Below are 23,296 nucleotides of genomic sequence, written 5' to 3'. Positions count from 1 at the left end.
GCCCAGGCGCGCTGCAGCATCGCTGCCGGTGAGCGAGCCGCGCACCACGTCCTGCAGCAACTGCCCGACGACGGCGCGCTCACTCGCCCTGCGCCTGGCCTGGTTGCTCAGTTCCACGCTGATCAGGCTCTGTGCGTAGTCCGTGATGGCGTCGCGTTGGTACGGTTCGCCGATGGCCAAAGTGCAGCGGTCCTTCAGGCCCGTCGCCACCGGCATGCGGTGCCACGCGCGGTTCTGCTCAGCGGCCTGCTCGGCGGCCTGCTCAACTGCCCCGAAGCCCGGGGCGCTGCCACTGGTTGCGAACAGCACCGTTCCATATTGGGACAGCGCGACGTCGGTGCGCAGCATCGCGGCAAGCTCACGCAGGAGCTGGGGGAGCCCACCGCCGCCCAGCAGTGCAGCGGCCAGCACCTGGTGGCCCGTGAGCAGGTTTTCGAGCCGCGCATAGTGTTCGGCGGACAGGGAATCAGCAACGATTTTTCCGATTGCGATGAATGGCGTCTCGTACGGAACGCGGAACACCGGGAGTCCGAGCTCGTCCGCCTGATCCAGGAACGCGGCGGGCACCTTCTCGTGGCTGAGGCCCGTTGCAAACCCGATCGCGAGTGCGCCGGAGGCCTGGACGTGCCGGACGAAGTTCCGCTGTGAGGTGGCTGATTTCTGCCGGAGGCCGGTGGTGAGCACCACTTCGCCGCCGCTGAGGAATGGCTTCGGATCTTCCAGCTCGGTCACCGCAACCCACTGGACCGGGACGTCCGCCACAGCACTGGTGCCCACCTGTTGGAGCTTCAGTGCGGGCGTGGCAAGGAGGGCCGACAGTGTGATCGCCATAACGTCCACTATAGGCTGACGCGCTTGTGCGGATGCATCACGCTTTTGCGGAAGCGCTGTGCGTTCAAACCTAGGCGGCGTGGCGTGGACCACGTATGGTCGGCAGTGAATTTGGGCACTCCTGTCCGGAAACGAAAGGAAATACGCCGTGGTCGCAACCCTGCAGAACTTCATCAACGGCAAGTTCGTCACGCCGAGCGGCAGCGAACTGCTGGACATCGTCAACCCGACCAACGGTGAAGTGGTCGCACAGTCACCCGTGTCAGTCCAGGCTGACATCGACGCCGCGATGAGCGCCGCCAAGACGGCCTTCTCCTCCTGGAAGCGGGAGACTCCCGGGCAGCGCCAGCTCATGCTGCTCAAGCTTGCGGACGCCATCGAGGCCCACAGCGAGGAACTCGTTGAAGCCCAGCACCGCAACACCGGGCAGATCCGCGAAATGATCGCCTCGGAGGAAGTCGCAGCCGGAGCTGACCAGATGCGCTTCTTCGCCGGCGCCGCCCGCATCCTTGAGGGCAAGTCCGCCGGAGAGTACTTCGAGGGCCACACCTCGTATGTCCGTCGCGAACCCGTTGGGGTCATCGCCCAGGTTGCACCGTGGAACTACCCGTTCCTCATGGCCATCTGGAAGATCGGACCGGCGCTCGCCGCAGGCAACACGATTGTGCTGAAGCCCAGCGACACCACTCCGGAATCCACCCTGGTCCTCGCCCGCCTGACGCAGGGCATCCTGCCCGACGGCGTACTGAACGTTGTGCTGGGCACCGGAGCCACCGGCGCAGCCATGGTTGAGCACAAGACCCCGGCCATGGTCTCGATCACCGGCTCGGTGCGGGCGGGCATCGCCGTCGCCACCGGAGCCGCGAAGGGCCTCAAGCGGGCCCATCTCGAGCTCGGAGGCAAGGCTCCTGCCATCGTCTTCGGTGACGCTGATGTGAAGAAGAGCGCGGCGGCCATCGCCGAGGCGGCCTTCTTCAATGCAGGTCAGGACTGCACCGCCGTGACCCGTGTGCTGGTGCAGGATTCGGCCCACGATGATCTCGTGGCTGCCATGGTTGAACACACCAAAACCCTGACGACGGGCGACGCCGATGACTCGAAGAACTACTTCGGTCCGCTCAACAACATCAACCACTTCAACGCCGTCAACGCCGTCATGGATGCACTGCCCTCGCACTGCTCCGTAGCGGTCGGCGGCAAGCGCTCCGGCGACAAGGGCTACTTCTACGAAGCCACCATCATCACCGGCGCCCGGCAGACTGACGACATCGTGCAGAAGGAAACCTTCGGACCGGTCATCACCGTGCAGAAGTTCTCCACCGAGGATGAAGCAATTGAGATGGCCAACGACGTCGACTACGCCCTGGCCTCCAGTATCTGGACCACCGACCACGGAACAGCCATGCGCGTCTCCCGTGACCTGGACTTCGGGGCTGTGTGGATCAACACCCATATCCTCCTCACTGCCGAAATGCCCCATGGCGGATTCAAGAGCTCCGGCTACGGCAAGGACCTCTCCATGTACGGCGTTGAGGACTACACCCGCATCAAGCACGTCATGAGCGCGCTGGACGCCTGAGAACTTCTTCGTCGAGATTCTTAGTCCAGATTCCTAGTCCAGAAAGGACTTCCTATGACCACCCAGGCACTCCAGCCGCACTTCCGGCTCGAGCAGAAGCGCCGCATCATCGGCGACTTCCCCGGCCCCAAATCCACCGCTCTCAACGCACGCCGCTCCGCCGTCGTTGCCAAGGGTGTTGCCTCCGGCGTTCCCGTGTATGTTGCGGACGCCGACGGCGGGATTCTGCACGACGTCGACGGTAACTCGTTCATAGACTTCGGCTCAGGTATCGCGGTGACAAGCGTCGGCGCGTCCGATCCCGCCGTCGTCGGCGCCGTGAAGGAACAGGCGGAGCACTTCACCCACACCTGCTTCATGGTGACCCCGTATGAGGGGTACATCGCCGTCGCAGAGAAGCTCGCCGAGCTGACTCCGGGCGATTTCGAGAAGCGGACGGTGCTGTTCAACTCCGGCGCTGAAGCGGTGGAGAACGCCGTCAAGATTGCACGGATGGCCACCGGCCGGCCAGCGGTAGCCGCGTTTGACCACGCCTACCACGGCCGCACCAACCTGACTATGGCGCTAACCGCGAAGTCGCTGCCCTACAAGGCCGGCCCCGACGGCACCTTTGGTCCGTTCGCTTCCGAGGTGTACCGCCTGCCCATGAGCTACCCGTTCCGCGAGGAAAACCCGTCAATCACGGGTGAGGAAGCGGCGCAGCGGGCCATCTCCGTGATGGAGAAGCAGATCGGTGCGGAGTCACTCGCCGCGATCATCATCGAGCCGGTGCAGGGCGAGGGCGGCTTCATTGTTCCCGCTGACGGCTTCATGCCCACCCTCGCAGCGTGGGCGAAGGAAAAGGGTGTCGTCTTCATTGCCGACGAGGTGCAGTCCGGATTCTGCCGCACCGGCGAATGGTTCGCAGTGAACCATGAGGGAGTTGTTCCTGACCTCATCACCATGGCCAAGGGCATCGCAGGGGGCATGCCGCTCTCGGCAGTCACCGGCCGGGCGGACCTGCTCGACGCCGTGCACCCCGGTGGTTTGGGCGGCACCTACGGCGGCAACCCCGTTGCCTGCGCTGCGGCGCTCGCTGCGATCGACACCATGACGGAGCTGGACTTGTCCGCGCGTGCGCGGCGAATCGAGGAGATCGTGGTGCCCCGGCTGCGCGCGCTGCAGGAGCAGACGGACATCATCGGCGAGGTCCGCGGCCGCGGCGCCATGCTCGCCGTCGAATTCGTTCTGCCGGGCACCAGAGAGCCCAACCCGGTGGCAACGAAGGCGATTGCGGCGGCATGCCTGGAGGAAGGGGTCATCATCCTCACGTGCGGAACCTACGGCAACATCATCCGGCTGCTGCCCCCGCTGGTCATTGGCGAGGAGCTCCTGAACGACGGACTGGACGTCCTCGAGAAGGCAATCCGCGCGGTCAAGTAGAGCTGAGCGCATAAACGACGACGACGGCGGTCGGCTGGGCGGTTCCCTTGAGGGACTGACCCGGCCGGCCGCCGTCGTTCTTGTGCGTTGATTCGGCCGGAAACGCCCCGAATGGAGGGTGATCAGGGGCATGTCCTGCCAACTCATGGGTGGTGTCTCTTGCACACGGGCGTCGGAGCCTGCATACTAAACGAACGCAATTCGTTTATGTGATCCAGGTGACAGTGGAGAACCCGCTGGCGCGCATCGCGGTCTCACCTGAGAGAACCAGACTTCAAGACAATTCTTAACGAAGAATTCCTAACAAAGAGGTAAGGAACCCATGAGCACTATGAAGGTGCGCACCGGCGCTCCAGACGGCACACCCACGTACTCCGGCAAGGGACTGAAGACGGGGCAGCTCGGCCTCCTCGCCGTCGTCGTGATCGGTATTTCCACCATTGCGCCGGCGTACGTCCTCACCAGCACCCTGGGCCCCACGGTGCAGAGTATCGGCGTGCACCTTCCGGCGATCTTCCTGGTCGGGTTCATCCCGATGTTCCTGGTGGCGCTGGGATACCGCGAGCTCAACGCGGACAGCCCGGACAGCGGAACAACGTTCACCTGGGTGACCAAGGCATTCGGTCCGTACATCGGCTGGATCGGCGGGTGGGGGCTGCTGGCGGCCAACATCATTGTGCTCTCCAACCTGGCCGGCGTCGCTGTCGACTTCTTCTATCTGTTCCTCGCCCAGCTCACCGGGCAGGAGGCCATCGCGGACCTCACCGGTATCCGCTGGCTGAATATCCTGACGTGCCTGGTGTTTGTCGGCGCTGCCGTGTGGGTTTCCTGCCGCGGCGTGAAGACCACCAAGGCCGTGCAGTACGCGCTCGTGGGACTGCAGGTCGGTGTGCTGGCGTGGTTCGTAATTGCAGCGTTCAGCCGCATCCAGCAGGGCGCAGCCGCTGACACCGTGGCGTTCAGCTGGGACTGGTTCAACCCCTTCGCCATCGAAAGCTTCTCCGCCTTTGCACTGGGGCTGTCGCTGTCCATCTTCGCGTTCTGGGGCTGGGACGTCTGCCTCACGGTGAGCGAGGAATCACGGAACGGCAAGCGCACGGCCGGCCAGGCCGCAACCTGGACTGCCGTCGTCGTACTGGGTATCTACCTGCTCGGCGCCATCGCGACAGTCATGTTCGCCGGCATCGGCACTGAGGGACTGGGCCTCAACAACGCGGACATCTCCGAGAACGTCTTCGCGGCGCTTGCAGCTCCGGTCATGGGACCGTTTGCCATCCTGCTCTCGCTCGCGGTGCTGTCCAGCTGCGCGGCCTCGCTGCAGTCCACCTTCCTCTCCCCGGCCCGCAGTCTGCTGGCCATGGGCTACTACCAGGCGCTGCCGCAGAAGTTCGCAACGGTGCACCCGACGTACCGCTCGCCGGTCTTCGCAACCGTTGTAGCGGGCGTCATCTCCGCCGGGTTCTACTCGCTCATGCGCATCATCAGCGACAACGTCCTGAACGACACCATCATGGCCCTCGGCCTGATGATCTGCTTCTACTACGGCCTGACCGCACTGGCCTGCGTCTGGTACTTCCGCCGGACGGCGTTTACCTCGGCGCGGAACTTCGTGTTCCGGCTCCTGGCTCCACTGCTTGGCGGAATCGGCCTCGTGATCGTGTTCCTGCAGACCGCCGTGGACAGCTGGGACCCGGCCTTCGGCAGCGGCTCGGAGATCTTCGGGGTGGGCCTGGTGTTCGTGATCGGAGTCGGGATCATCGCACTCGGCGTCGTGGTGATGCTCGTCGTCCGCCGCACGCATCCAGGCTTTTTCCGCGGCGAGACGCTGCGCCGGGATACTCCGGCGCTTGAGGTGGCCGAGTAGTCAGACGCTCGCGGGCTGCTGTTGCTGCCCGCTCTTGCGGGGCCTCGCGTTCTTCCGGACCGTTCGGACCATGTCCACGGTGAGGAGCGCGAGGCCTATCCATACCAGCCCAAAGCCGATCCACCGCTCCAGCGGCATCTCCTCGCGGAAAACCGTGAGGGCCAGGATGAACTGAAGGACCGGCGCGAGGTACTGCAGCATCCCGATGGTGGTCAGGGGCAGCCGTCTGGCGGCTGCCCCGAAGAAAATCAGTGGAACGGCGGTGATAATTCCCGACGCCGCCATGATCCAGAAGTGGCCAGGCCCCTCCGTGGTCAGCGTTGCGCCGCCGGAGAGCGCCAGCCAGATCATTACGACGGCGGCGATCGGCGTCAGCACTGCTGTTTCGATGCTGAGGCTGGTCACGGCGTCGACACTCGGCCCCACCCGCTTCTTCACAAACCCGTAGAAACCGAACGAAAACGCCAGCGCCAGGGCAATCCACGGAACGTTCCCGTAGCCAATCGCCAGGACGACGACGGCGACAAGCCCCATTCCCACGGCTGCCCACTGCAGCGGGCGCAGCTTTTCCCGCAGCACGAGGACACCGAGAAGTACCGACACGATCGGGTTGATGAAGTAGCCCAGCGAAGCTTCGATGGCGTGACCGTTGGTAACCCCGTAGGTATAGACGAGCCAGTTCACCGCAATCAGGAGAGCGGCAACGGTAAGGGTTCCGAGCACCCGCCGGTTCGCAAAGGCGGTGCGGACTGTGGCCCAGGACCGCAGAACGGTCAGCAGCAGTGCGCAGAAAATCAGTGACCAGAGCACACGGTTCGCGACAATCTCCACTGCGGTGGCCGGCAGCAGGATGAGGAAGTAGATGGGGAGCAAGCCCCACAGTCCGTAAGCGCCGATACCAAAAAGCACGCCCGTGGCGTTTTCGCTACGGGCAGGACGCGTACTGGTGCGGGTGCGGCTCACATGCGTGCCAACCGCCGTCGTGCCGTTCCTATTCCGTAAGCAACGCGGGTGGGGGAGCGGGTGATCCGCGCCACTGGTTTCGACGCGCATCGGACGGGGGATTTAGAATAGGAAACTGTGCGCTAATGTGCGTCCGTTCATCCCTTAGGAGAAGTCCTCAGGGAGCCCCCAGGTCATCCACCAGGAAGAAGGCATCAGTGTCCAGCACGACGTCGGTCCGTCCACTTCGGGTCGCCATCATCGGCGCAGGCCCGGCCGGTGTGTATGCCGCAGACATCCTGACAAAGTCGCAGGAGGTCAAGGGCGGAGACTTCGAAGTTTCCATCGACCTTTTTGACCAGTACCCGGCGCCGTACGGCCTGATCCGGTACGGTGTGGCCCCTGATCACCCGCGTATCAAGGGAATTGTGACTGCGCTGCATAAAGTGCTGGACCGCGGGGACATCCGCTTCCTCGGTAACGTCAACTATGGCCGCGACCTCACACTGAAAGACTTCCGCACCTTCTACGATGCCGTCATTTTTGCCACCGGCGCGGTGAAGGACGCGGACCTCAACATCCCGGGGGTCGACCTCGAAGGCTCCTTCGGCGGAGCGGACTTCGTCTCCTGGTATGACGGGCACCCTGACGTTGACCGGGACTGGCCGCTGGACGCCAAGGAGATCGCTGTTATCGGCAACGGCAACGTGGCCCTGGACATCGCCCGCGTCCTCTCCAAGCACGCCGATGACCTCCTGGTCACGGAGATTCCATCCAACGTCTACGCCGCGCTGAAGAAGTCGCCGGTGACGGACGTGCACGTCTTCGGCCGCCGCGGTCCCGCACAGGTAAAGTTCACGCCGCTGGAACTGCGCGAGCTGTCCCACTCACGGGACGTCGACATTGTGCTGTACCCGGAGGATTTCGACTTTGACGAGGCCTCGGAACAGCAGATCGCCAGCAATAACCAGACGAAGACGATGGTCAAGACGCTGACCAACTGGCTGGTTGAGCAGCCGGAAGACCCGGCGGAGTTCACGGCGTCGCGCCGCCTTCACCTGCACTTCCTGCACAGTCCTGTGGAGATCACTGACTCGCCGGAGACTCCGGGCAAGGTTGCGAACATCCGCTTCGAACGCACCCGCCTCAACGGCAGCGGCTCAGTCGAGGGTACGGGCGAGTATCTCGACTACCCGGTCCAGGCGCTCTACCGGGCTATCGGCTACTTCGGCTCCGAACTTCCGGAGGTGGGCTACGACGAGCAGGCCGGCGTCATTCCCAACGAGGGCGGCCGGGTCATCGACGAGTCAGGCAACGCGGTGCCCGGCATCTACTGCACGGGTTGGATCAAGCGTGGGCCCGTGGGGCTGATCGGCCACACCAAGGGTGACGCCCTTGAGACCATCGGCTACCTCCTGGAGGACCGCCTCAACCTGCCCCCGGCAGAGCATCCGTCGGAAGACGCCATCATCAACCTCCTTGAGGATCGCGGCGTCCGGTACACCACCTGGGAGGGCTGGCTGAAGCTCGATTCCCACGAAATGAAGCTGGGCGCCAACTACATGCACGACGACGGCAGCCTGCCTGAGCTGGTCCGCGAGCGTGTGAAGCTGGTTCCGCGCGAGGACATGATCGCGATTTCCCGCGGGGAGTAAGTGCCAGGGGTTCTTCGCGGTGGGCCGGTTTCCCCACCTTCTTAGGGATGGCTTGCCCAATAAACGGCGTGTCGGTAGGCGACACGCCGTTTCATGCTCAGTACCCGGGGAATGTGGCCCGCACGCGCGACGGCGGGAACGCCAGTTTGCACTCTGTGCAAAGTTGCACATAGTGTAAGTATGTGACAGAACAGCAAATCAGCCGCCGCGAGCAGAACAAGCTCGAAACACGGAGGGCCATTGCCCAGGCGGCTCTGGACCTCGCACGCACCCACGGCATGGGCGGATTCACGGCTGAGCAAATAGCCGATCAGGCGAACGTCTCCCGACGCACCTTCTTCAACTACTTTCACAGCCCGGAAGAGGCACTGATCGTCTCCACGGAGTCGTTTCTCGACCGCGCCGAAGCCGAACTCGCGGACCGTCCCGGGGATGAGCCCATCCTCGACGCGATGATTGCCGCGCTCGCCGCCACCACCAAGGTGGAAAACCTGAAGGACTGCGGCGACCTCTTCCGCATGGCTGCAGGCAACCCGGACCTCCTCGGTACCCACCTCCTCGCCTGGGAGCGGGCTGAAGCCCGCATCATCAGCGCGGTCGAGGACCGGCTGCGCGGCCAGGCATCAACCCTCTACGTGCACGCGCTGGTCGGCTCACTTCTCTCCTGCGCCAAGGCCGCAATGCGGGAATGGGCATCGAGTGAGAACCCGGACCACAATGCGGCGCAAACCCTCGAGGACTCCATCGTCGCGACGCTGACCATGCTGCGCGACGGCTTCTCCCGTCCTTCCTCCTAATCCAGACCTCTAACCCAGGACGCACAACACCATGGCTTTCCTCCTGTACCGACTCGGTTCCTTCGCCTACCGCCGCCGCTGGTGGGTGGTCTCCGCCTGGCTGGCCATCATGGTTGCGGTAGGTGGCTCCGCCGTCGCCTTCTCCGGCGCACTGAGCAACAACTTCACCATCCCGGGCACCGAGTCACAGCGTGTCCTCAATCAGCTCAAGGATGAGATGCCCGAGGCCGTCGGCGGCATGGGGACCATCGTTTTCCAGAGCACTGACGGTGAGTTCACCGCCGAGCAGCAGGAGGAAGTCACGGCTGCCCTCACGGAGGTGGAAGGGCTCGACGGCGTCGAATCAGTCATCGACCCGTTCGAGACTGCCCAGCAGCTCGCCGACAGCCGCGAGGAGATCGCGAACGGCAGGGCGGAACTCGAGGCCGGCGCCCAGGAGCTCGCCGACGGCGCCGCCCAACTCGATGCCGCCCAGGCGCAGCTCGATGACCAGCGCGCTCAATTTGAAGCGGGGAAGGCGTTCCTGCCCGCTGAGCAGATCGACGCAACCGTGGCGCAGCTTGACGCCGCCCAGGCCGAGATCGACGCCCAGCGCGCCCAGCTCGACGAGGGCCAGGCAGAACTCGACGCAGCCCGAGTGGAACTCGAGCGCGGAGAGCGCCTCCTCGAGGCCACCTCAGCCATTCAGTTCGTGTCCGACGACGGCACCACAGCGGTTGCCAGCGTCCAGTTCACCACCGCAGTAGACGCCATCACACCCGAGACCCGTGAAGCGGTCCAGGAAGCAGCGGGCGCCGCGACTGAAGCCGGGCTGAACGTCGAATACAGCAAGGAGATCGTCCAGGACATCTCCGAGATTTTCGGTCCGGCCGAGGTCATCGGCCTCCTGGTCGCCGCCATTGTCCTGATCGTCATGCTCGGGACGCTGGTAGCAGCCGGCCTGCCGCTGCTCATGGCCATCGTCGGCGTAGGAGTCGGCGTCGGAATAACCTTCGCACTCACCGGAGTCATCCAGATGAGCTCCATCTCGCCGGTGCTCGCGCTGATGCTCGGACTCGCCGTCGGGATCGATTATTCGCTCTTCATCGTGAACCGCCACCGCACACAGCTGCTGCGCGGCATGCCGCTGCAGGAATCCATCGCACGCGCCACCGGAACCGCGGGCAACGCTGTGCTTTTCGCGGGCATCACGGTCATCATCGCGCTGGCTGCGCTCGCCGTCCCCGGCCTGCCGTTCCTCACGATCCTCGGCCTGTCCGCTGCCGGAACAGTCGCCGTCGCCGTGTTGGTTGCGCTCACCCTGACGCCCGCGCTGCTTGGTTTCATGGGCCGCAGGGTCATCTCGAAACGCCGCTGGAAGACCGCGCACTCCGCCAGCGAGGCACAGGCTGACGAGCACTCTGTTGACAATTCCTATGCCGCAGGCCGCGGCTGGGGCGGTTTTGTCACCCGCAAACCCATCCTCACGGTACTGGTTGGCGTCGTCGCGCTCTGTGTGCTTGCTTTGCCGGCGCTGGAACTGCGCGTCGGCCTGCCTGACGGCGGCTCCGAGCCGACCGATTCCACCGCCTACCAGGCCTACACACTGGTGGGGGAGAAGTTCGGCGAAGGCACCAACGGACCTCTCCTCGCCGTCGGTGAACTGCCCCCGATCGAGGATGAGGGCGAGCGCACCGACCTCCAGCTCGACGTCGCCGACCGCCTCGCCGCCATTGATGACGTCGTCACCGCTGTCCCTGCCGGAATCAGCGACGACGGACGCACCGCGATCTACCAGGTCATCCCGGAAGAAGGCCCGGCGAGCGAGAGCACCGAGCAACTGGTGCGTGACCTCCGTGCCGAAGCCGCCAGCATCGAGGACGCTACCGGCGTGACCGTGTCCGTCACGGGGCAGACCGCCGCGAACATCGACGTCTCCGCGAAACTCATGGAGGCCATGCCGCTCTACCTGGGCATCGTCGTCGGGCTGTCGCTGGTGTTGCTGCTCCTGGTGTTCCGGTCCATCCTGGTGCCGCTCATCGCCACCGCCGGCTTCCTGCTCTCGCTACTGGCCAGCTTCGGTGCCACCGTCGCGATCTACCAGTGGGGCTGGCTGGGAGACTTCTTCGGCGTCACCAACCCCGGCCCGATCCTGAGCTTCCTCCCCATCATCCTGATCGGCGTGCTCTTCGGTCTGGCCATGGACTACCAGATGTTCCTTGTCTCCGGTATGCGCGAGTCCTTCGTTCATGGCCGGCCCGCCAAGGAAGCCGTGCGGGTCGGATTCAGCCACGGCGCCAGGGTGGTCACGGCTGCGGCCATCATTATGGTCTCGGTGTTCGCAGGCTTTGTCTTCTCGCATCTGACCATGGTCCGCCCCATCGGTTTCGGCCTGGCGTTCGGTGTGCTGCTCGATGCGTTCGTGGTCCGGATGACCCTCATCCCGGCCGCGATGCACCTCCTCGGCCGCTCAGCCTGGTGGCTGCCGAAGTGGCTGGACCGCGTCCTGCCCGATGTTGACGTTGAAGGCGCTCGCCTGGTTGAACACACGGACGACGACGGCGCACGCCCACTGACGGAGTCGGCGCCTGTCTCAACCAGACACTGACCGTCCCAATACGCCTCCACATTCGTCTCACATGCCGAGACGAATGTGGAGGCGTATTACGTGCTCATTACGATTGACCGGTCAGTTTTCCCCACAAAGGACACAAAGCCGTGAATCTTTTCCGCACCAAGTCGATCGAACAATCGATCGCAGACTCAGGTGAGAAAGGCCGCACACTCAAGCGGTCGCTGACCACCTGGGACCTCATGATCATGGGCGTCGCAGTTGCTGTCGGTGCCGGGATCTTCTCTGTCGGTGCCCAGGCAGCAGCATTCAACGCCGGCCCTGCAGTGACCATCTCGTTTGTGCTCGCCGCCATCACCTGCGCGCTCGCCATCATGTGCTACGCCGAGTTCGCAACGGCAATGCCCGTGGCAGGCAGTGCCTACGTCTTTACGTACGCCACCATGGGAGAGCTTCTCGCGTGGATCATCGGGTGGAACCTCATCCTCGAGCTGCTGATGGCGGGCGCCGTCATCGCGAAGTTCTGGGGCGTCTACCTCAGCGATCTGTTCGCGGTGCTTAACCTCGACGTTCCGTCCCAGGTCAACCTCCTGGGCATCACGGTGTACTGGGGCCCGCTGATCATCGTCGCCATCTTCACGATGATCCTGGTGCTGGGAACCAAGCTTTCCGCCCGCGTGAACAACATCTTCACGATCATCAAGATCGCCATCGTCCTGTTCGTCATCGTCGTTGGGTTCTTCTACATCGACGGCGCAAACTACACGCCGTTTGTCCCTGCCTCGGAGGCACCGGCCGAACTCGACAGCAGCTGGGCGTCCCAGCCGTTCCTGTCCTTCCTTAGCGGCGCAAATCCTGCCATGTACGGTTTCACGGGCATCATCTCCGGCGCGGCACTGGTGTTCTTCGCATTCATCGGCTTCGACGTCGTGGCCACTTCCGCGGAGGAAGTGAAGAATCCACAGAAGACCCTCCCGCGCGGCATCTTCAGCGGACTCGCCCTGGTGACCGTGCTTTACATCCTGGTGACGCTGGCCGTGACAGGCATGGTGTCCTACCAGGAGCTGGCCGCAACTGAGTCGCCGTCGTTGGCCACCGCATTCCAGCTTGTGGGTGCTGACTGGGCCGCCGGAATCATTTCCGTGGGCAGCCTGATCGGGCTGACCACGGTCATCATGGTGCTGCTCATGGGCCTGGCGCGCGTCATCTTCGCCATGAGTCGCGACGGCCTGATGCCCCGCGGACTGAGCCGGACCTCAGCCAAGCGAAGCACTCCTGCGCGCACGCAGATTCTGTGCGGCGTCGTCGTCGCTCTCCTGGCCGGTTTCACCGAGGTTGAACTGCTCGCCGAGATGATCAATATCGGCACGCTTTCCGCGTTCGTCACCGTCAGTCTGGGCATCGTGGTACTCCGGAAGAAGCGGCCCGACCTGAAGCCATCCTTCCGTGTGCCGTTCGGCAAGGTCATTCCGATCCTGTCGGCCATCCTCTGCGTGTACCTCATGCTCAACCTGGCCACCGTGACCTGGGTGTTCTTCGGGATCTGGCTCGTGGTCGGTTTCGCTATCTACTTCGCCTATGGACAGCGGCACTCACGCCTTGCCGCAGAAGATAAAACGGGCGAGCCGGTGTTGGAGGAATTGCGCGCCGGGAAGTAGGAAGTGCGCACGGGGGCGTGCTCCACGCGCTGTACTATTCAGCAATGGCGCGCCCCCCGAAACCGGAACGGAAGAACGAGCTCCTCGAGCAGATTGTCGATCATCTCCTCGACAAGACGTTCGCGAGCCTGAGCTTCCGCACCCTGGCGGACGGCCTGGGTATCAGCAGCTACGTACTCGTGTACCACTTCGGCAACCGCGAGGAACTCATCAATGAGATTGTCCGGCACATCGAGGCGCGTCATGACGCGTTGAAGCCTGAGAATCCCGAAGGATTTGCCCGGGAAGATTTCCGCAGGTGGATTCTCGATTCGTGGAACTGGCTCCTGATTGAGCGGAACAGACAGCTGCAGCGCCTTGAATTCGAAGCGGCTCTTCAGGATGCAGTGAGCCTCAATCCACGAGGCAGTGCCATGAGGAAGTTCGCTTACTGGCATTCCTTGTCGGCAGACTGGCTGGTCAATCAGGGTATGCAGCGTGCGGAGGCCGATTCCTCGGCGCGGTTGTTCACAACAAGTCTGTACGGCCTGCAGTATGACTACGTCCTGAACCAGGACCGGGATTCAGTCGAACAGGCACTGCACTTGCTGATGGACCGCTTCTTCACCGGACTGGACCAGGCTCTCTCCCAGGCAAACAGATAAGAAGTGCAGGAAGGGCGGGCCCGCTATGGGCCCGCCCTTCAGCGTTGCGTGGTTAAACGCTACGGACTAGAACTTGTTCGCAGCCTCGGCGTCAGAGTTCTGTGCAGCACCGGACGCGCTGCCGAGGTTGGCGCGGAGCTTGGCACCGAGATCGGCATCGACATTGGTCCAGTACTGGATGGCGCGTTCGCGGATGTCCGCAATGGTCACGCCGCTCACCGCACCGGTGATGTTCTCCAGGAAACGCGCCTTCTCGGCGTCGTTGTAGACCTCCCGGTACAGCGTTCCGGCCTGACCGAAGTCGTCGTCCTCAGCGTGGAGGCTGTGGGCGGCACGCACCAGATCGCCGTCGTTCTCCCAGCCGCCCTCGGGGCCCGTCAGCGACGGGTCTGCAGCAGGGCCGCCCATCGAGTTCGGTGCGTAGACCGGGGTCTGCGGCGAGTTGAAGAAGAAGCGTGCGCCGCCGTCCTTGGAGTAGTTGCGAACCTCGCTCTTCGGGGCATTGACGGGCAGTTGCGCGTGGTTGGTGCCCACGCGGTAGCGGTGTGCGTCTGCGTAGGAGAAGATGCGTGCCTGCAGCATGCGGTCCGGCGACGCGGCGATGCCCGGAACGAAGTTCGACGGCGCGAAGGTTGCCTGTTCGATCTGCGCGAAGTAGTTCTCCGGGTTGCGGTTCAGGGTCAGCTTGCCGACCGGGATCAGCGGGTAGTCCGCGTGCGGCCACACCTTGGTGAGGTCGAACGGGTTGAACCGGTAGTTCTTCGCATCCTCATACGGCATGACCTGGACCTTGAGATCCCAGCTGGGGAAGTTGCCCTGCTCGATGTTCTCGTAGAGGTCACGGATGTGGTGGTCGGCGTCGGAGCCGGCGAGTGCCTCGGCCTCGTCGCCGGTCAGCGCCTCGTGGCCCTGGGCGGATTTGAAGTGGTACTTGACCCAGAACTTTTCTCCGGCCTCGTTGATCCACTGGTAGGTATGTGAGCCGTAACCGTTCATGGTCCGCCACGAGGCGGGGAGGCCGCGGTCACCCATCAGCCAGGTCACCTGGTGTGCGGACTCGGGGGAGAGGGTCCAGAAGTCCCACTGCATGTCTGCATCACGCAGGTTGGAGCCGGGAAGGCGCTTCTGCGAGTGGATGAAGTCGGGGAACTTGATGCCGTCGCGGATGAAGAACACCGGGGTGTTGTTGCCCACGAGGTCGTAGTTGCCCTCGGAGGTGTAGAACTTCAGGGCGAACCCGCGGGGGTCGCGCCAGGTATCAGGAGAACCCTGCTCACCGGCGACGGAGGAGAACCGGAGCAGCGTCTCGGTCTGTGCGCCCTGTTGGAAGAGAGCTGCCTTGGTGTACTTGCTGACGTCCTCAGTGGCCTCGAATACGCCGAATGCGCCGCCGCCCTTGGCGTGCACAACGCGCTCGGGCACGCGCTCGCGGTTGAACTGGGCGAGCTTCTCGATCAGGTAATGGTCAGTCAGCGGGATGGCGCCGTCGCGGCCCAGCGCCGAGGAATTGCTGTCGTCAACAACGGGGGCACCCGATTGGGTGGTGCTGTAGTTGGCAGTCATGGATTCTCCTTCTTTCAGTGTGTTTCAGTTAGTTCAGGAAGTAGTGGTGAAATTTTGGGCGGATGCCTCGCGGCAGTCGTTGCACAGGCCCTGATAGACGACGTCGGCAATCTGGATGGTCATCTGGTTTGAGCCCGGCGACCAGGCGGGCGTCAGGCACGGTGCATGCCCCACGGCGCAGTCCACATCCTCGATCCGGCCGCACCCGGTGCAGACGGCGTGGTGGTGATTGTCATTCACCCTGGTCTCATACCGTGCGGGCGAGTTGGGTGTTTCGATCCTGCGCAGCAGTCCGCTGACGGTGAGGTCGGAGAGCACTACGTAGACCGACTGCACGGTGATGTCGGCGAGTTCGGCGCGGACCGCAGTGACGACGTCGTCCGCGGTTGAATGCGGCGACTGCTCAACGGCGGCGAGTACCGCCAGGCGCTGCTTCGTCACCCGGCGTCCCGCTGAACGCAGGGACTCAGCCCACGTGTTCGCGGGCGCGGTATGTTCGGTCATGACACCAGTCAAACATCTGTTGTGAGTAATTCATAATAAGCCGAACCTAACGGACTACGCTGGATGGAGATGCCGGCGATGAAGGGTAGGAGAATGGGCCGCGGGCCATGGGATGACGTAGTTAAGGAGCGCGTTGCGGACTGCGTGGTGACCGTGCGGAGAGTGGGGCGGGGAGATCCTGTGGTGCTGGTTCACGGTATCGGCGTCTCGGCCCGCTACTTCGAGCGTCTCGCCGCCGAACTGGCGCGGAACAGCGCGGTGTATGCCATCGAGCTGCCCGGGTTCGGTTCCTCTCCAGGGCCGCACCGCCCGCTGTCTGTTCCGGAGCTCGGAGAGATTGTGCTGACCGTTCTGCGCAACCTCGATGTGGGCTCCGTGGTGCTTATTGGGCACTCGATGGGGTGTCAGGTGGCAACCGAAACTGCGGCGCACGGGCCGGAGCTGGTGCACAAACTCGTGCTGCTTGGCCCTACCGTGAATGATCGCGAACGCTCCATCGGCAAGCAGGCGCTGCGGTTGGCGCAGGACACGCTGCGTGAATCACCGGCCGTGAACCTGATGGTGTTCACGGACTATCTGCGCTCGATCGTGCCGTATCTGCGGACCCTCCCGGCGATGGTCGGCCACAAGCTCGAGGAGGCGCTTCCCTGCGTAGCGTGCCCGGTGGTGCTGATGCGCGGGGAACGGGATCCGATCGCCCCGACGGACTGGCTGCTGCGGCTGGCCGACGCCAATCCCAATGCCACAGTGGTGGAGGTTCCGGACGTTCCGCACGTCCTGATGTACAGCCGACCGGCAGAGACCGCTCGGGGGCTGCTCAAGGGAGACCCGCATGCGGCTGCTTAGGCGCGGCGGGGCGTGGATCCTCGATTACGCCTATGTTGGCTTCTGGCAGGCCCGTGGCTTTCTGTTCCGGGGAGATGCTGGTCGGCAGCTGTCCGGGGACAAGGCGCCCGTGATTCTGCTGCCCGGTATCTATGAGCCCTGGCAGTTCATGCACCCGGTGGCAGCCCACCTGCACGCAGCGGGGCATCCTGTGCATGCGGTCACGGCTCTGGGCTACAACCGTGGAACCGTTCCCGCGATGGCTGAGCTGGTGGAGCAATACCTGCGTGAGCGCAACCTGACCGACGTGGTCCTCGTAGCCCACAGCAAGGGCGGCCTGATCGGGAAGTACGTCATGACCCTGCCGGATTCCGCGCCGCGTGTCCGTCAGCTCATTGCGGTGAACTCGCCGTTTTCAGGCTCGGTTTACGCCATGTTTGCGCTGCTGCCGAGCCTGCGGGCCTTCTCTCCACGGAACCGGACCCTGAACGCGCTGCGCGCCAACCTCGCGGTGAATTCGCGCATCACCTCGATCTACGGGACGTTCGACCCGCACATTCCGGGCGGCAGCGAGCTGGTCGGGGCCACCAACGTGCAGTTGGATGTGATGGGGCACTTCCGGATTCTCGGGAATGAGCGGCTGCTGGAGGCGATTGACACCGCCATCGCCGAACACGCTTCAGACTGATCCGTCAGGACGGCCCGTTCAGCCTGGCGATGGCGACGGCGTCTGCCGGAGTTGAGAGCCATGGCTCGCCGTGTCCGGTCAGCACCCTGTCGGCGGGAAGCGCCGCGATCCGGTCGAGCGATTCCAGTGCCTGCGGTGAGTCCGCCGTTGCCGCTCCGGAGACGATCTGGGGTCCCTTCAGGCCGGTATAGGGATTCAGGGTGACCAGTGCGTCGCCGACGATCAGCGTTTGCCGGTCCGCGAAGTGGAGGGCCACATGGCCGGCGGTATGGCCGGGAACGTGGACGATCTCCGGGGTGCCGGGAAGGTTGCCCGCAATTCCGGGCACAAGCGGCAGCGTGTCCGTGACGCCGCGGACCGTCAAAGCCCCCGCCAGTGTCATTCTGCCGAGGATCGGCAGGCTTCCCGGATTGCGCAAGGGTACGGTCAGGCGGTTCAGCTCGTGCTTGTAGCGGTAGGGATGCGCGGCAATGTAGGCGTCCCCGGGATGGACAAGAATGGGCAGGCGGTAGGTAGTGCGCAGCTTGGCGGCTACGCCCACGTGGTCAAAGTGCGCGTGAGTGAGAACCAGTGCCACCACCGAATTCTCGAACCCGAGTTCCCGCAGCGCGGCCCTGATGTGCGGCCAGATGCCCGGAAGGCCGGCGTCGACAATCATGACGCGATCCTCCTGCTCAACGAAGTAGACGTTCACGTGGGCGTGCTCGAGCCAGTGGATTCCTTCAGCAACTTCGCTGGTAAGCATGACGATTTTCCTCCCGCTGGATGATCGGCGACGCACCGCACTGTGAGAGCAACCCTAGCCACCGTAGGAAGGAAAGTCAGCAGGCTGATGAAACGGTAGGAGGAACCGTGAGTCGTTGCCGGAGGTAACCGCTCCGCCGGTACACTTGCCGGGTGCCCAGACTCCTTGCCGATATCACTCCGCTAAAGGAAAGTCCGGCGTTCCGCAGACTGTACTTCGGCACGGCGCTGTCCGCGATCGGCACCAACCTCACCCTCGTTGCAGTCAGCCTGCAGGTTTACGACATCACGGGATCAAGCCTGAACGTCGGTCTCATCGGGTTGTTCGCACTGGTGCCGCTAATCTTCGCCGGCCTGTATGGCGGCGCGGTGGCGGACGCGCATGATCGCCGCAAGGTGGCGCTGCTGTCCGGTCTGGGACTGTGGGCGTCAACCATCGGCATCGCGCTGCAGGCCTGGATGGGTGCTGACAACATCTGGCTGTTGTACCTCCTGATCGCCGTCCACAGCGGGTTTGCAGGCATCAACCAGCCCACGCGGACGGCCATCATCCCGCGGCTGGTGCGCCCTGAGCTGCTTCCCGCAGCCAACGCCCTGTCCATGATCACGTTTGGGCTCGCCTTCACCGTCGGTCCCATGCTGGCCGGCGTGCTCATCGCCCAGGTGGGCTATGGCTGGACCTACACCATCGACGTCGTTACCTTCACCGCCGCGCTGTGGGCGCTGTTCCGCCTGCCAGCCATGCCGCCGGAAGGGCCGGTGCGCCGAGCCGGCCTTGCCACCGTCATCGAAGGATTCCGCTACCTCGGCACGCGGCCGAACATCCGGATGACGTTCCTCATTGACCTTGCGGCAATGGTCATGGCCCAGCCGCGCGTGCTCCTGCCGGCGGTGGGTGCCGTGTTCATCGGCGGCGGTGAGCTGACCGTCGGCATCCTGCTGGGAGCAAGCGCATTCGGGGCAGTCCTATCCGGACTGTTCTCGGGTCCGTTGGGGCACATCCACCGGCAGGGGCGGGCGGTCCAGTGGTCCGTCGTCGGCTGGGGCGCGTCGATCAGCGCCTTCGGGCTGGTCGTCATCCTGGCCGGGCGGTCACCCGACGGCGGGATGACGCCGTGGATCATCCCTGCCGCCGTCTGCCTCCTGTTGGCGGGTGTTTCGGACTCGGTCAGCGGCGTCTTCCGCAGCACCATTCTGCAGTCAGCAACTCCCGATGCGATGAGGGGGCGCCTGCAGGGAGTGTTCATCGTCGTCGTCGCTGGCGGCCCCAGGCTGGGGGAGCTGGTGGGCGGCGGGTTCGCCGAGTGGATCGGTGAGGGCTGGACGGCGCTGTGGGGCGGGATCGTGTGCATCCTGCTCGTGGTGCTGCTGGCACGCCTACAACCGCGCTTCGGCCAGTACGATTCCCGGAACCCCGAACCCTGACCGGCGCTGCCCGGACTGACGCTGCCGGCGACCGGTGCTACCGGCCCAGCAGCTTGTCGTTCAGTTCCTGCGCCCTGCGGTAGTAGTCGATCAGCTGCAGCTGGGAGGCTGCCTCGGGATCCAGAACGACGACGGCGCGTGGGTGCAGCTGCAGGACCGAGGCAGGGCAGAACGCACTCACCGGTCCCTCAACCATTGCCCGGACGGCGCCGGCCTTGTTGGCACCCAGCGCTACCAGCACCGCCTGGTGCGCCTCGCGGATGGTTCCGAGCCCCTGGGTCAGGCAGAGCTGGGGAACCTCACCGCCGGGGAAGAACCGGGCGTTGTCTGACCGGGTGGCTCCGGCGAGGGTCTTGACCCTGGTCCGCGAATTGAGGGACGACGTCGGCTCATTGAAGCCGATATGCCCGTTCGCACCGATGCCGAGGATCTGGATGTCGACGCCGCCGGCTTCGCGAATGGCCTCGTCATACCTGACGGCTTCGGCCCGCAGGTCTTCCGCGTCCCCGTGAGGAGTCAGCAGTCGGGATAGCGGGAGGTCCACGTGATCCACGAACTCGCGGCGAATGGTTGAGTGGTAGGACTGGTCGTGATCCAGCGGGAGCCCCGCGTACTCATCGAGCGTGAACGCCGTGGCGTCGCTGAAACTCAGCTGTTCTTCCCGATGGCGACGGATCAGCTCGCGGTAGGTTCCCGACGGCGAACTGCCCGTCGCAAGGCCCAGCACTGCCGGCCCTTGCCGTACGCGTGCCTCGATGATGTCCGCGGCGCGCGAACCGACCTGTTCCGGTGACTCGCAGATGATGACCTGCACAGTTAAGACCTTTCCTTTGGTGCTGGCTGTTGCAGGGCACCTGAGCGGTACACCTGCAGTACTTCGAGCTCGTCCGAGGCGACCACTACATCTGCCCGCCGTCCGGGGCTGAGCATTCCGACGTCGTCGTTCCCGATGAGCCGTGCCGGAGTGGAGGATGCAGCCGCAACCGCATCGGCGAGGCTTATGCCCCAGTCGCGGCAGCGCCGCAGGTTCTCCAGCAGGCGGCTGGTGCCTCCGGCGAGGGCGCCGGCGGTCCCGTCCGGGGAAGCGAGTCGCGCGGTTCCGTTGCGCACCTCGACGTCCAGTGTGCCGAGCGTGTAGTCGCCGTCGCTCATGCCGGCGGCGGCCATGGCATCCGTGATAAGAGCGATACCGTCCGCGCCGACGAGGCCGAAGACCATCCGGACGGTGTCCGGGTGCAGGTGCGCGCCGTCGGCAATCAGTTCCAGGACCATGGAGTCCGGCGCACGGCGGGCTGTTTCCAGCAGCACTGCGATCGGTCCTGGGCGGCGATGGTCCAGAGGAGGCATGCGGTTGAACAGGTGCGTGGCCGACCACGTCCCGCCCGGATTGTGCTCAAGGGCCGCACGCATCTGCGCCGCAGTCGCTGCCGTATGCCCGACCGACGGGACGACGCCGTGTTGCCGGCAGAGGGACACCAGCTCGTCGAAGTGGGCGGTTTCCGGGGCCAGTGTGAGGGACCGTATGGTTCCACGCCCGGTTTCGAGCCACTGACGAAGCAGGGCCGGATCGCCGTCGATGATTGCCGCGGGGTTCTGTGCCCCGCACATATCGGCGGCGATGAACGGGCCTTCGAGGTGCAGGCCGGCGAGTGTTGCGTCGTCGACCAGGTCCCGAAGCGCCTCAATCTGTACCATCAGCTCCTCAGCCGGTGCGGAGACCAGCGAGGCGAGCAGCGACGTCGTTCCGTTGGCAGCGTGATGGGCCGCGACAGCGCGTGCGCCGTCGGGGTCGGCCGAGAAGGTGTGCCCAGCCCCGCCGTGGCAGTGCAGGTCAACCAGCCCCGGCAGGATCACCGGGACCTCCTCGACCTCCTGCGGACTCCCGGCTGGCAACTCCGACGCCGGTCCGCACCATTCGATGCGGTCCCCGGCGAGCCAGATGGCGCCGTCGTCAAGAATGTCCGCGGCCGGCTGGCCGGTGACCAGCCGGCCGCGGAGTACCCGGTTCTGGCCGCTGTTCATCTGGCCCGGGCATCCGGTCGGGGTTGGAAGTTTTGTGCAGCTCCGGTGGCGTCGAGGCCGGCGGAGTCACTGAAGCTGCACATAATTTCCCGGCGGTGGGTGAGCTGCCTGCCATAGGGCGTCATGCGGGTCCTTAGGTCTTCAGGGGCAAATGCATACTGGTCGGTTCATTCGGTGACACAGATCGAGTTCCTGGCGCAGTGACTGGTTATAACCAGTTGTTCTGATATTACAGATGCATGGAGAAAACGCACAGCGCCGGTGTAAACCGGTCAGGCGAGCTCAAGCATCTCCGGTTGCGGCGCCAGCTCCAGGAGCTCGCGCAAGGATTGAAGCCGGGCGAAGCGCTGCCCGGTGAACGCCAGCTCGAGGAGATGTTCGGGGTTTCGCGCATCACCGTGCGCCGAGCCATTTCCGATCTCGTCCGGGACGGCGAGCTGGTACGGGAAAAGGGCAAGGGCACCTTCGTGTCCCATGGCATGGTTCGGTCGGTGCTGCACCTGGCGTCCTTCAATGACGACATGCGCGCTGCCGGGTTCCAACCCAGCACCCGCGTGATCACAGCTGAGCTCTGTGAACCGCCGGACGCCGCGGCGTCGCATCTTCGCCTTGCCGAGAATGCGCCGGCATACCGGTTGAGGCGACTCCGGCTCGCCAACAATGCACCCGTCAGCGTTGACGAGTCCTGGCTCCCGCCAGCGCTGCTTCCCAACCTGCTGGCCGAAGACCTGACCGGTTCCCTCTACCGCGTGCTCTCGGCGTCCGGGCATCCGGTGCGGCGCGTGGAACAGACCGTCCAGGCAAGTGCTGCGTCAGCGGATATTGCGCAGCTGCTCGACATCGCGCTGGGCGCCCCGGTGCTCCTCTTTCACCGGCGCTCATTCACCGGACCGGAAGAACCCGGCACGCCGATCGAGTATTCGATCTCCACCTACCGGTCCGACCGCTATCAGATCTCGATGACCCTCGCGCAATAAGGTGCTCCGATAGGTCACAGCTGCCCCGTGCCGCGACATACTGGGGTCATGGACAAGCTCACCAGCACGCAGATTCTCGACGCCGGGCTCAACGACTGGCGCCAGCTCGCGCAGGGCATCCACGCCCGTTTCCGCACCGGCAGCTTCACCGCGGGGCTCCGGTTCGTGACCGCTGTGACCGAGGCCGCAGAGGCAGCCAACCATCACCCCGATGTCACCCTCACCTACCCGCACGTGGACCTGAAACTGATCAGTCACGACGTCGGTGCACTGACACAGCGCGATGTGGACCTCGCACGAGCCATCAGTTCCATCGCGCAGGAGCAGGGCCTGACGCCGCAGCCAGGGGCGCTCGCCGAAGTGGAACTCGCGCTCGATACCGCGGCGCTCGCCGACGCGGGACCGTTCTGGGCCGCGTTGCTCACCGGCGATGCCCGCAATGTGAGTGGTGACGACGTCGTGGACCCTTCCGGCCGTGTTCCGCTGCTCTGGTTTCAGGGCACAGATGCGCATGAAACCCCACGGCAGCGGTTCCACCTCGACGTGTGGGTGCCGCACGACGTCGCTGACGCGCGCATCGCCGCAGCCGTCGCCGCAGGAGGCGC

The 23,296-nt window shown here is 64.5% G+C and carries 20 protein-coding genes; 13 read left to right on the top strand and 7 right to left on the bottom strand.

Features of this window, described 5'->3' with window-relative positions:
• The coding region (locus tag P4U43_RS14030) for a PucR family transcriptional regulator ligand-binding domain-containing protein (RefSeq protein ID WP_277359284.1) at positions 1-831 on the bottom strand (831 nt) is incomplete at its 3' end.
• A gap of 148 nt (positions 832-979) precedes the next feature.
• Here P4U43_RS14030 and P4U43_RS14025 point away from each other — a divergent pair.
• The 3 genes from P4U43_RS14025 to P4U43_RS14015 all read left to right on the top strand — a co-directional run bounded on the left by P4U43_RS14025 (position 980) and on the right by P4U43_RS14015 (position 5,696).
• Positions 980-2,410, top strand: a complete 1,431-nt coding sequence (locus P4U43_RS14025; RefSeq protein WP_277359283.1) for a gamma-aminobutyraldehyde dehydrogenase — start codon at positions 980-982, stop codon at positions 2,408-2,410.
• Between the two features lie 54 nt (positions 2,411-2,464).
• Positions 2,465-3,832, top strand: a complete 1,368-nt coding sequence (gene gabT / locus P4U43_RS14020) for a 4-aminobutyrate--2-oxoglutarate transaminase (protein WP_277359282.1) — start codon at positions 2,465-2,467, stop codon at positions 3,830-3,832.
• A 322-nt stretch (positions 3,833-4,154) separates the two neighbouring features.
• Positions 4,155-5,696, top strand: a complete 1,542-nt coding sequence (locus tag P4U43_RS14015; RefSeq protein WP_277359281.1) for an APC family permease — start codon at positions 4,155-4,157, stop codon at positions 5,694-5,696.
• On the opposite strand, the gene rarD is transcribed toward P4U43_RS14015, so the two are convergent.
• Positions 5,697-6,659, bottom strand: a complete 963-nt coding sequence (gene rarD, locus P4U43_RS14010) for an EamA family transporter RarD (protein ID WP_277359280.1) — start codon at positions 6,657-6,659, stop codon at positions 5,697-5,699. It lies immediately after the preceding gene.
• Positions 6,660-6,856: 197 nt separating this feature from the next.
• Here rarD and P4U43_RS14005 point away from each other — a divergent pair, with 197 nt between their 5' ends.
• From P4U43_RS14005 to P4U43_RS13985, 5 genes are all read left to right on the top strand, one after another.
• Entirely contained in the window at positions 6,857-8,293 is a 1,437-nt protein-coding gene (locus tag P4U43_RS14005; protein ID WP_277359279.1) for an FAD-dependent oxidoreductase, read from the top strand.
• Positions 8,294-8,475: 182 nt separating this feature from the next.
• Complete coding sequence (locus P4U43_RS14000) at positions 8,476-9,090, top strand: TetR/AcrR family transcriptional regulator (protein WP_277359278.1); 615 nt, start codon at positions 8,476-8,478, stop codon at positions 9,088-9,090.
• A 31-nt stretch (positions 9,091-9,121) separates the two neighbouring features.
• A complete protein-coding gene (locus tag P4U43_RS13995) occupies positions 9,122-11,677 on the top strand; it encodes an MMPL family transporter (RefSeq protein ID WP_277359277.1) in 2,556 nt (851 codons plus the stop codon).
• A gap of 110 nt (positions 11,678-11,787) precedes the next feature.
• The gene (locus P4U43_RS13990; RefSeq protein ID WP_277359276.1) at positions 11,788-13,299 is read left to right on the top strand and encodes an amino acid permease; all 1,512 of its coding nucleotides are present in this window, start codon (positions 11,788-11,790) and stop codon (positions 13,297-13,299) included.
• A gap of 44 nt (positions 13,300-13,343) precedes the next feature.
• On the top strand, positions 13,344-13,943 hold the full coding sequence (locus P4U43_RS13985) for a TetR/AcrR family transcriptional regulator (RefSeq protein WP_277359275.1): 600 nt from the start codon (positions 13,344-13,346) through the stop codon (positions 13,941-13,943).
• Between the two features lie 66 nt (positions 13,944-14,009).
• Here the strand turns inward: P4U43_RS13985 and P4U43_RS13980 are convergent, their stop codons facing one another.
• Together P4U43_RS13980 and P4U43_RS13975 are read right to left on the bottom strand one after the other, a co-directional pair.
• Entirely contained in the window at positions 14,010-15,506 is a 1,497-nt protein-coding gene (locus tag P4U43_RS13980; RefSeq protein WP_277359274.1) for a catalase, read from the bottom strand.
• 33 nt (positions 15,507-15,539) lie between these two features.
• Positions 15,540-16,010: a Fur family transcriptional regulator gene (locus P4U43_RS13975; RefSeq protein WP_277359273.1), complete on the bottom strand. Its 471-nt coding sequence runs from the start codon at positions 16,008-16,010 to the stop codon at positions 15,540-15,542.
• 93 nt (positions 16,011-16,103) lie between these two features.
• Here P4U43_RS13975 and P4U43_RS13970 point away from each other — a divergent pair, with 93 nt between their 5' ends.
• Complete coding sequence (locus P4U43_RS13970) at positions 16,104-16,856, top strand: alpha/beta fold hydrolase (RefSeq protein WP_277359272.1); 753 nt, start codon at positions 16,104-16,106, stop codon at positions 16,854-16,856.
• Positions 16,843-17,523, top strand: a complete 681-nt coding sequence (locus tag P4U43_RS13965) for an esterase/lipase family protein (protein ID WP_277359271.1) — start codon at positions 16,843-16,845, stop codon at positions 17,521-17,523. Before P4U43_RS13970 ends, P4U43_RS13965 begins: the two co-directional genes overlap by 14 nt.
• A gap of 4 nt (positions 17,524-17,527) precedes the next feature.
• On the opposite strand, the gene P4U43_RS13960 is transcribed toward P4U43_RS13965, so the two are convergent.
• On the bottom strand, positions 17,528-18,268 hold the full coding sequence (locus P4U43_RS13960) for an MBL fold metallo-hydrolase (protein ID WP_277359270.1): 741 nt from the start codon (positions 18,266-18,268) through the stop codon (positions 17,528-17,530).
• Between the two features lie 152 nt (positions 18,269-18,420).
• Between P4U43_RS13960 and P4U43_RS13955 the strand changes: the two genes are divergently transcribed.
• Positions 18,421-19,692, top strand: a complete 1,272-nt coding sequence (locus P4U43_RS13955; RefSeq protein ID WP_277359269.1) for an MFS transporter — start codon at positions 18,421-18,423, stop codon at positions 19,690-19,692.
• Positions 19,693-19,729: 37 nt separating this feature from the next.
• On the opposite strand, the gene nagB is transcribed toward P4U43_RS13955, so the two are convergent.
• Both nagB and nagA read right to left on the bottom strand, forming a co-directional pair.
• Positions 19,730-20,506, bottom strand: coding sequence for a glucosamine-6-phosphate deaminase (nagB, locus tag P4U43_RS13950; RefSeq protein ID WP_277359268.1), 777 nt, complete (start codon positions 20,504-20,506; stop codon positions 19,730-19,732).
• 2 nt (positions 20,507-20,508) lie between these two features.
• A complete protein-coding gene (gene nagA / locus P4U43_RS13945) occupies positions 20,509-21,714 on the bottom strand; it encodes an N-acetylglucosamine-6-phosphate deacetylase (protein ID WP_277359267.1) in 1,206 nt (401 codons plus the stop codon).
• A gap of 239 nt (positions 21,715-21,953) precedes the next feature.
• Between nagA and P4U43_RS13940 the strand changes: the two genes are divergently transcribed.
• On the top strand, positions 21,954-22,691 hold the full coding sequence (locus P4U43_RS13940; RefSeq protein WP_277359266.1) for a GntR family transcriptional regulator: 738 nt from the start codon (positions 21,954-21,956) through the stop codon (positions 22,689-22,691).
• Positions 22,692-22,739: 48 nt separating this feature from the next.
• A partial coding sequence (locus P4U43_RS13935; protein ID WP_277359265.1) for a 4a-hydroxytetrahydrobiopterin dehydratase occupies positions 22,740-23,296 on the top strand: 557 nt, incomplete at its 3' end.

The sequence above is a fragment of the Arthrobacter vasquezii genome (assembly GCF_029455255.1).
GTDB classification, from domain to species: Bacteria; Actinomycetota; Actinomycetes; order Actinomycetales; family Micrococcaceae; genus Arthrobacter_D; species Arthrobacter_D parietis.
Note: the sequence above shows the minus strand (reverse complement) of the source record. Positions and strands in the feature narration are given on the sequence as shown.

Bases quoted from the DNA above. Each gene is read 5' to 3' on its own strand.
- gabT (WP_277359282.1), top strand. From the start codon at position 2,465: ATGACCACCCAGGCACTCCAGCCGCACTTCCGGCTCGAGCAGAAGCGC.
- P4U43_RS14015 (WP_277359281.1), top strand. From the start codon at position 4,155: ATGAGCACTATGAAGGTGCGCACCGGCGCTCCAGACGGCACACCCACG.
- P4U43_RS13995 (WP_277359277.1), top strand. From the start codon at position 9,122: ATGGCTTTCCTCCTGTACCGACTCGGTTCCTTCGCCTACCGCCGCCGC.
- P4U43_RS13985 (WP_277359275.1), top strand. From the start codon at position 13,344: ATGGCGCGCCCCCCGAAACCGGAACGGAAGAACGAGCTCCTCGAGCAG.
- P4U43_RS13980 (WP_277359274.1), bottom strand. From the start codon at position 15,506: ATGACTGCCAACTACAGCACCACCCAATCGGGTGCCCCCGTTGTTGAC.
- P4U43_RS13975 (WP_277359273.1), bottom strand. From the start codon at position 16,010: ATGACCGAACATACCGCGCCCGCGAACACGTGGGCTGAGTCCCTGCGT.
- P4U43_RS13970 (WP_277359272.1), top strand. From the start codon at position 16,104: ATGGGCCGCGGGCCATGGGATGACGTAGTTAAGGAGCGCGTTGCGGAC.
- P4U43_RS13965 (WP_277359271.1), top strand. From the start codon at position 16,843: ATGCGGCTGCTTAGGCGCGGCGGGGCGTGGATCCTCGATTACGCCTAT.
- P4U43_RS13960 (WP_277359270.1), bottom strand. From the start codon at position 18,268: ATGCTTACCAGCGAAGTTGCTGAAGGAATCCACTGGCTCGAGCACGCC.
- nagA (WP_277359267.1), bottom strand. From the start codon at position 21,714: ATGAACAGCGGCCAGAACCGGGTACTCCGCGGCCGGCTGGTCACCGGC.
- P4U43_RS13940 (WP_277359266.1), top strand. From the start codon at position 21,954: ATGGAGAAAACGCACAGCGCCGGTGTAAACCGGTCAGGCGAGCTCAAG.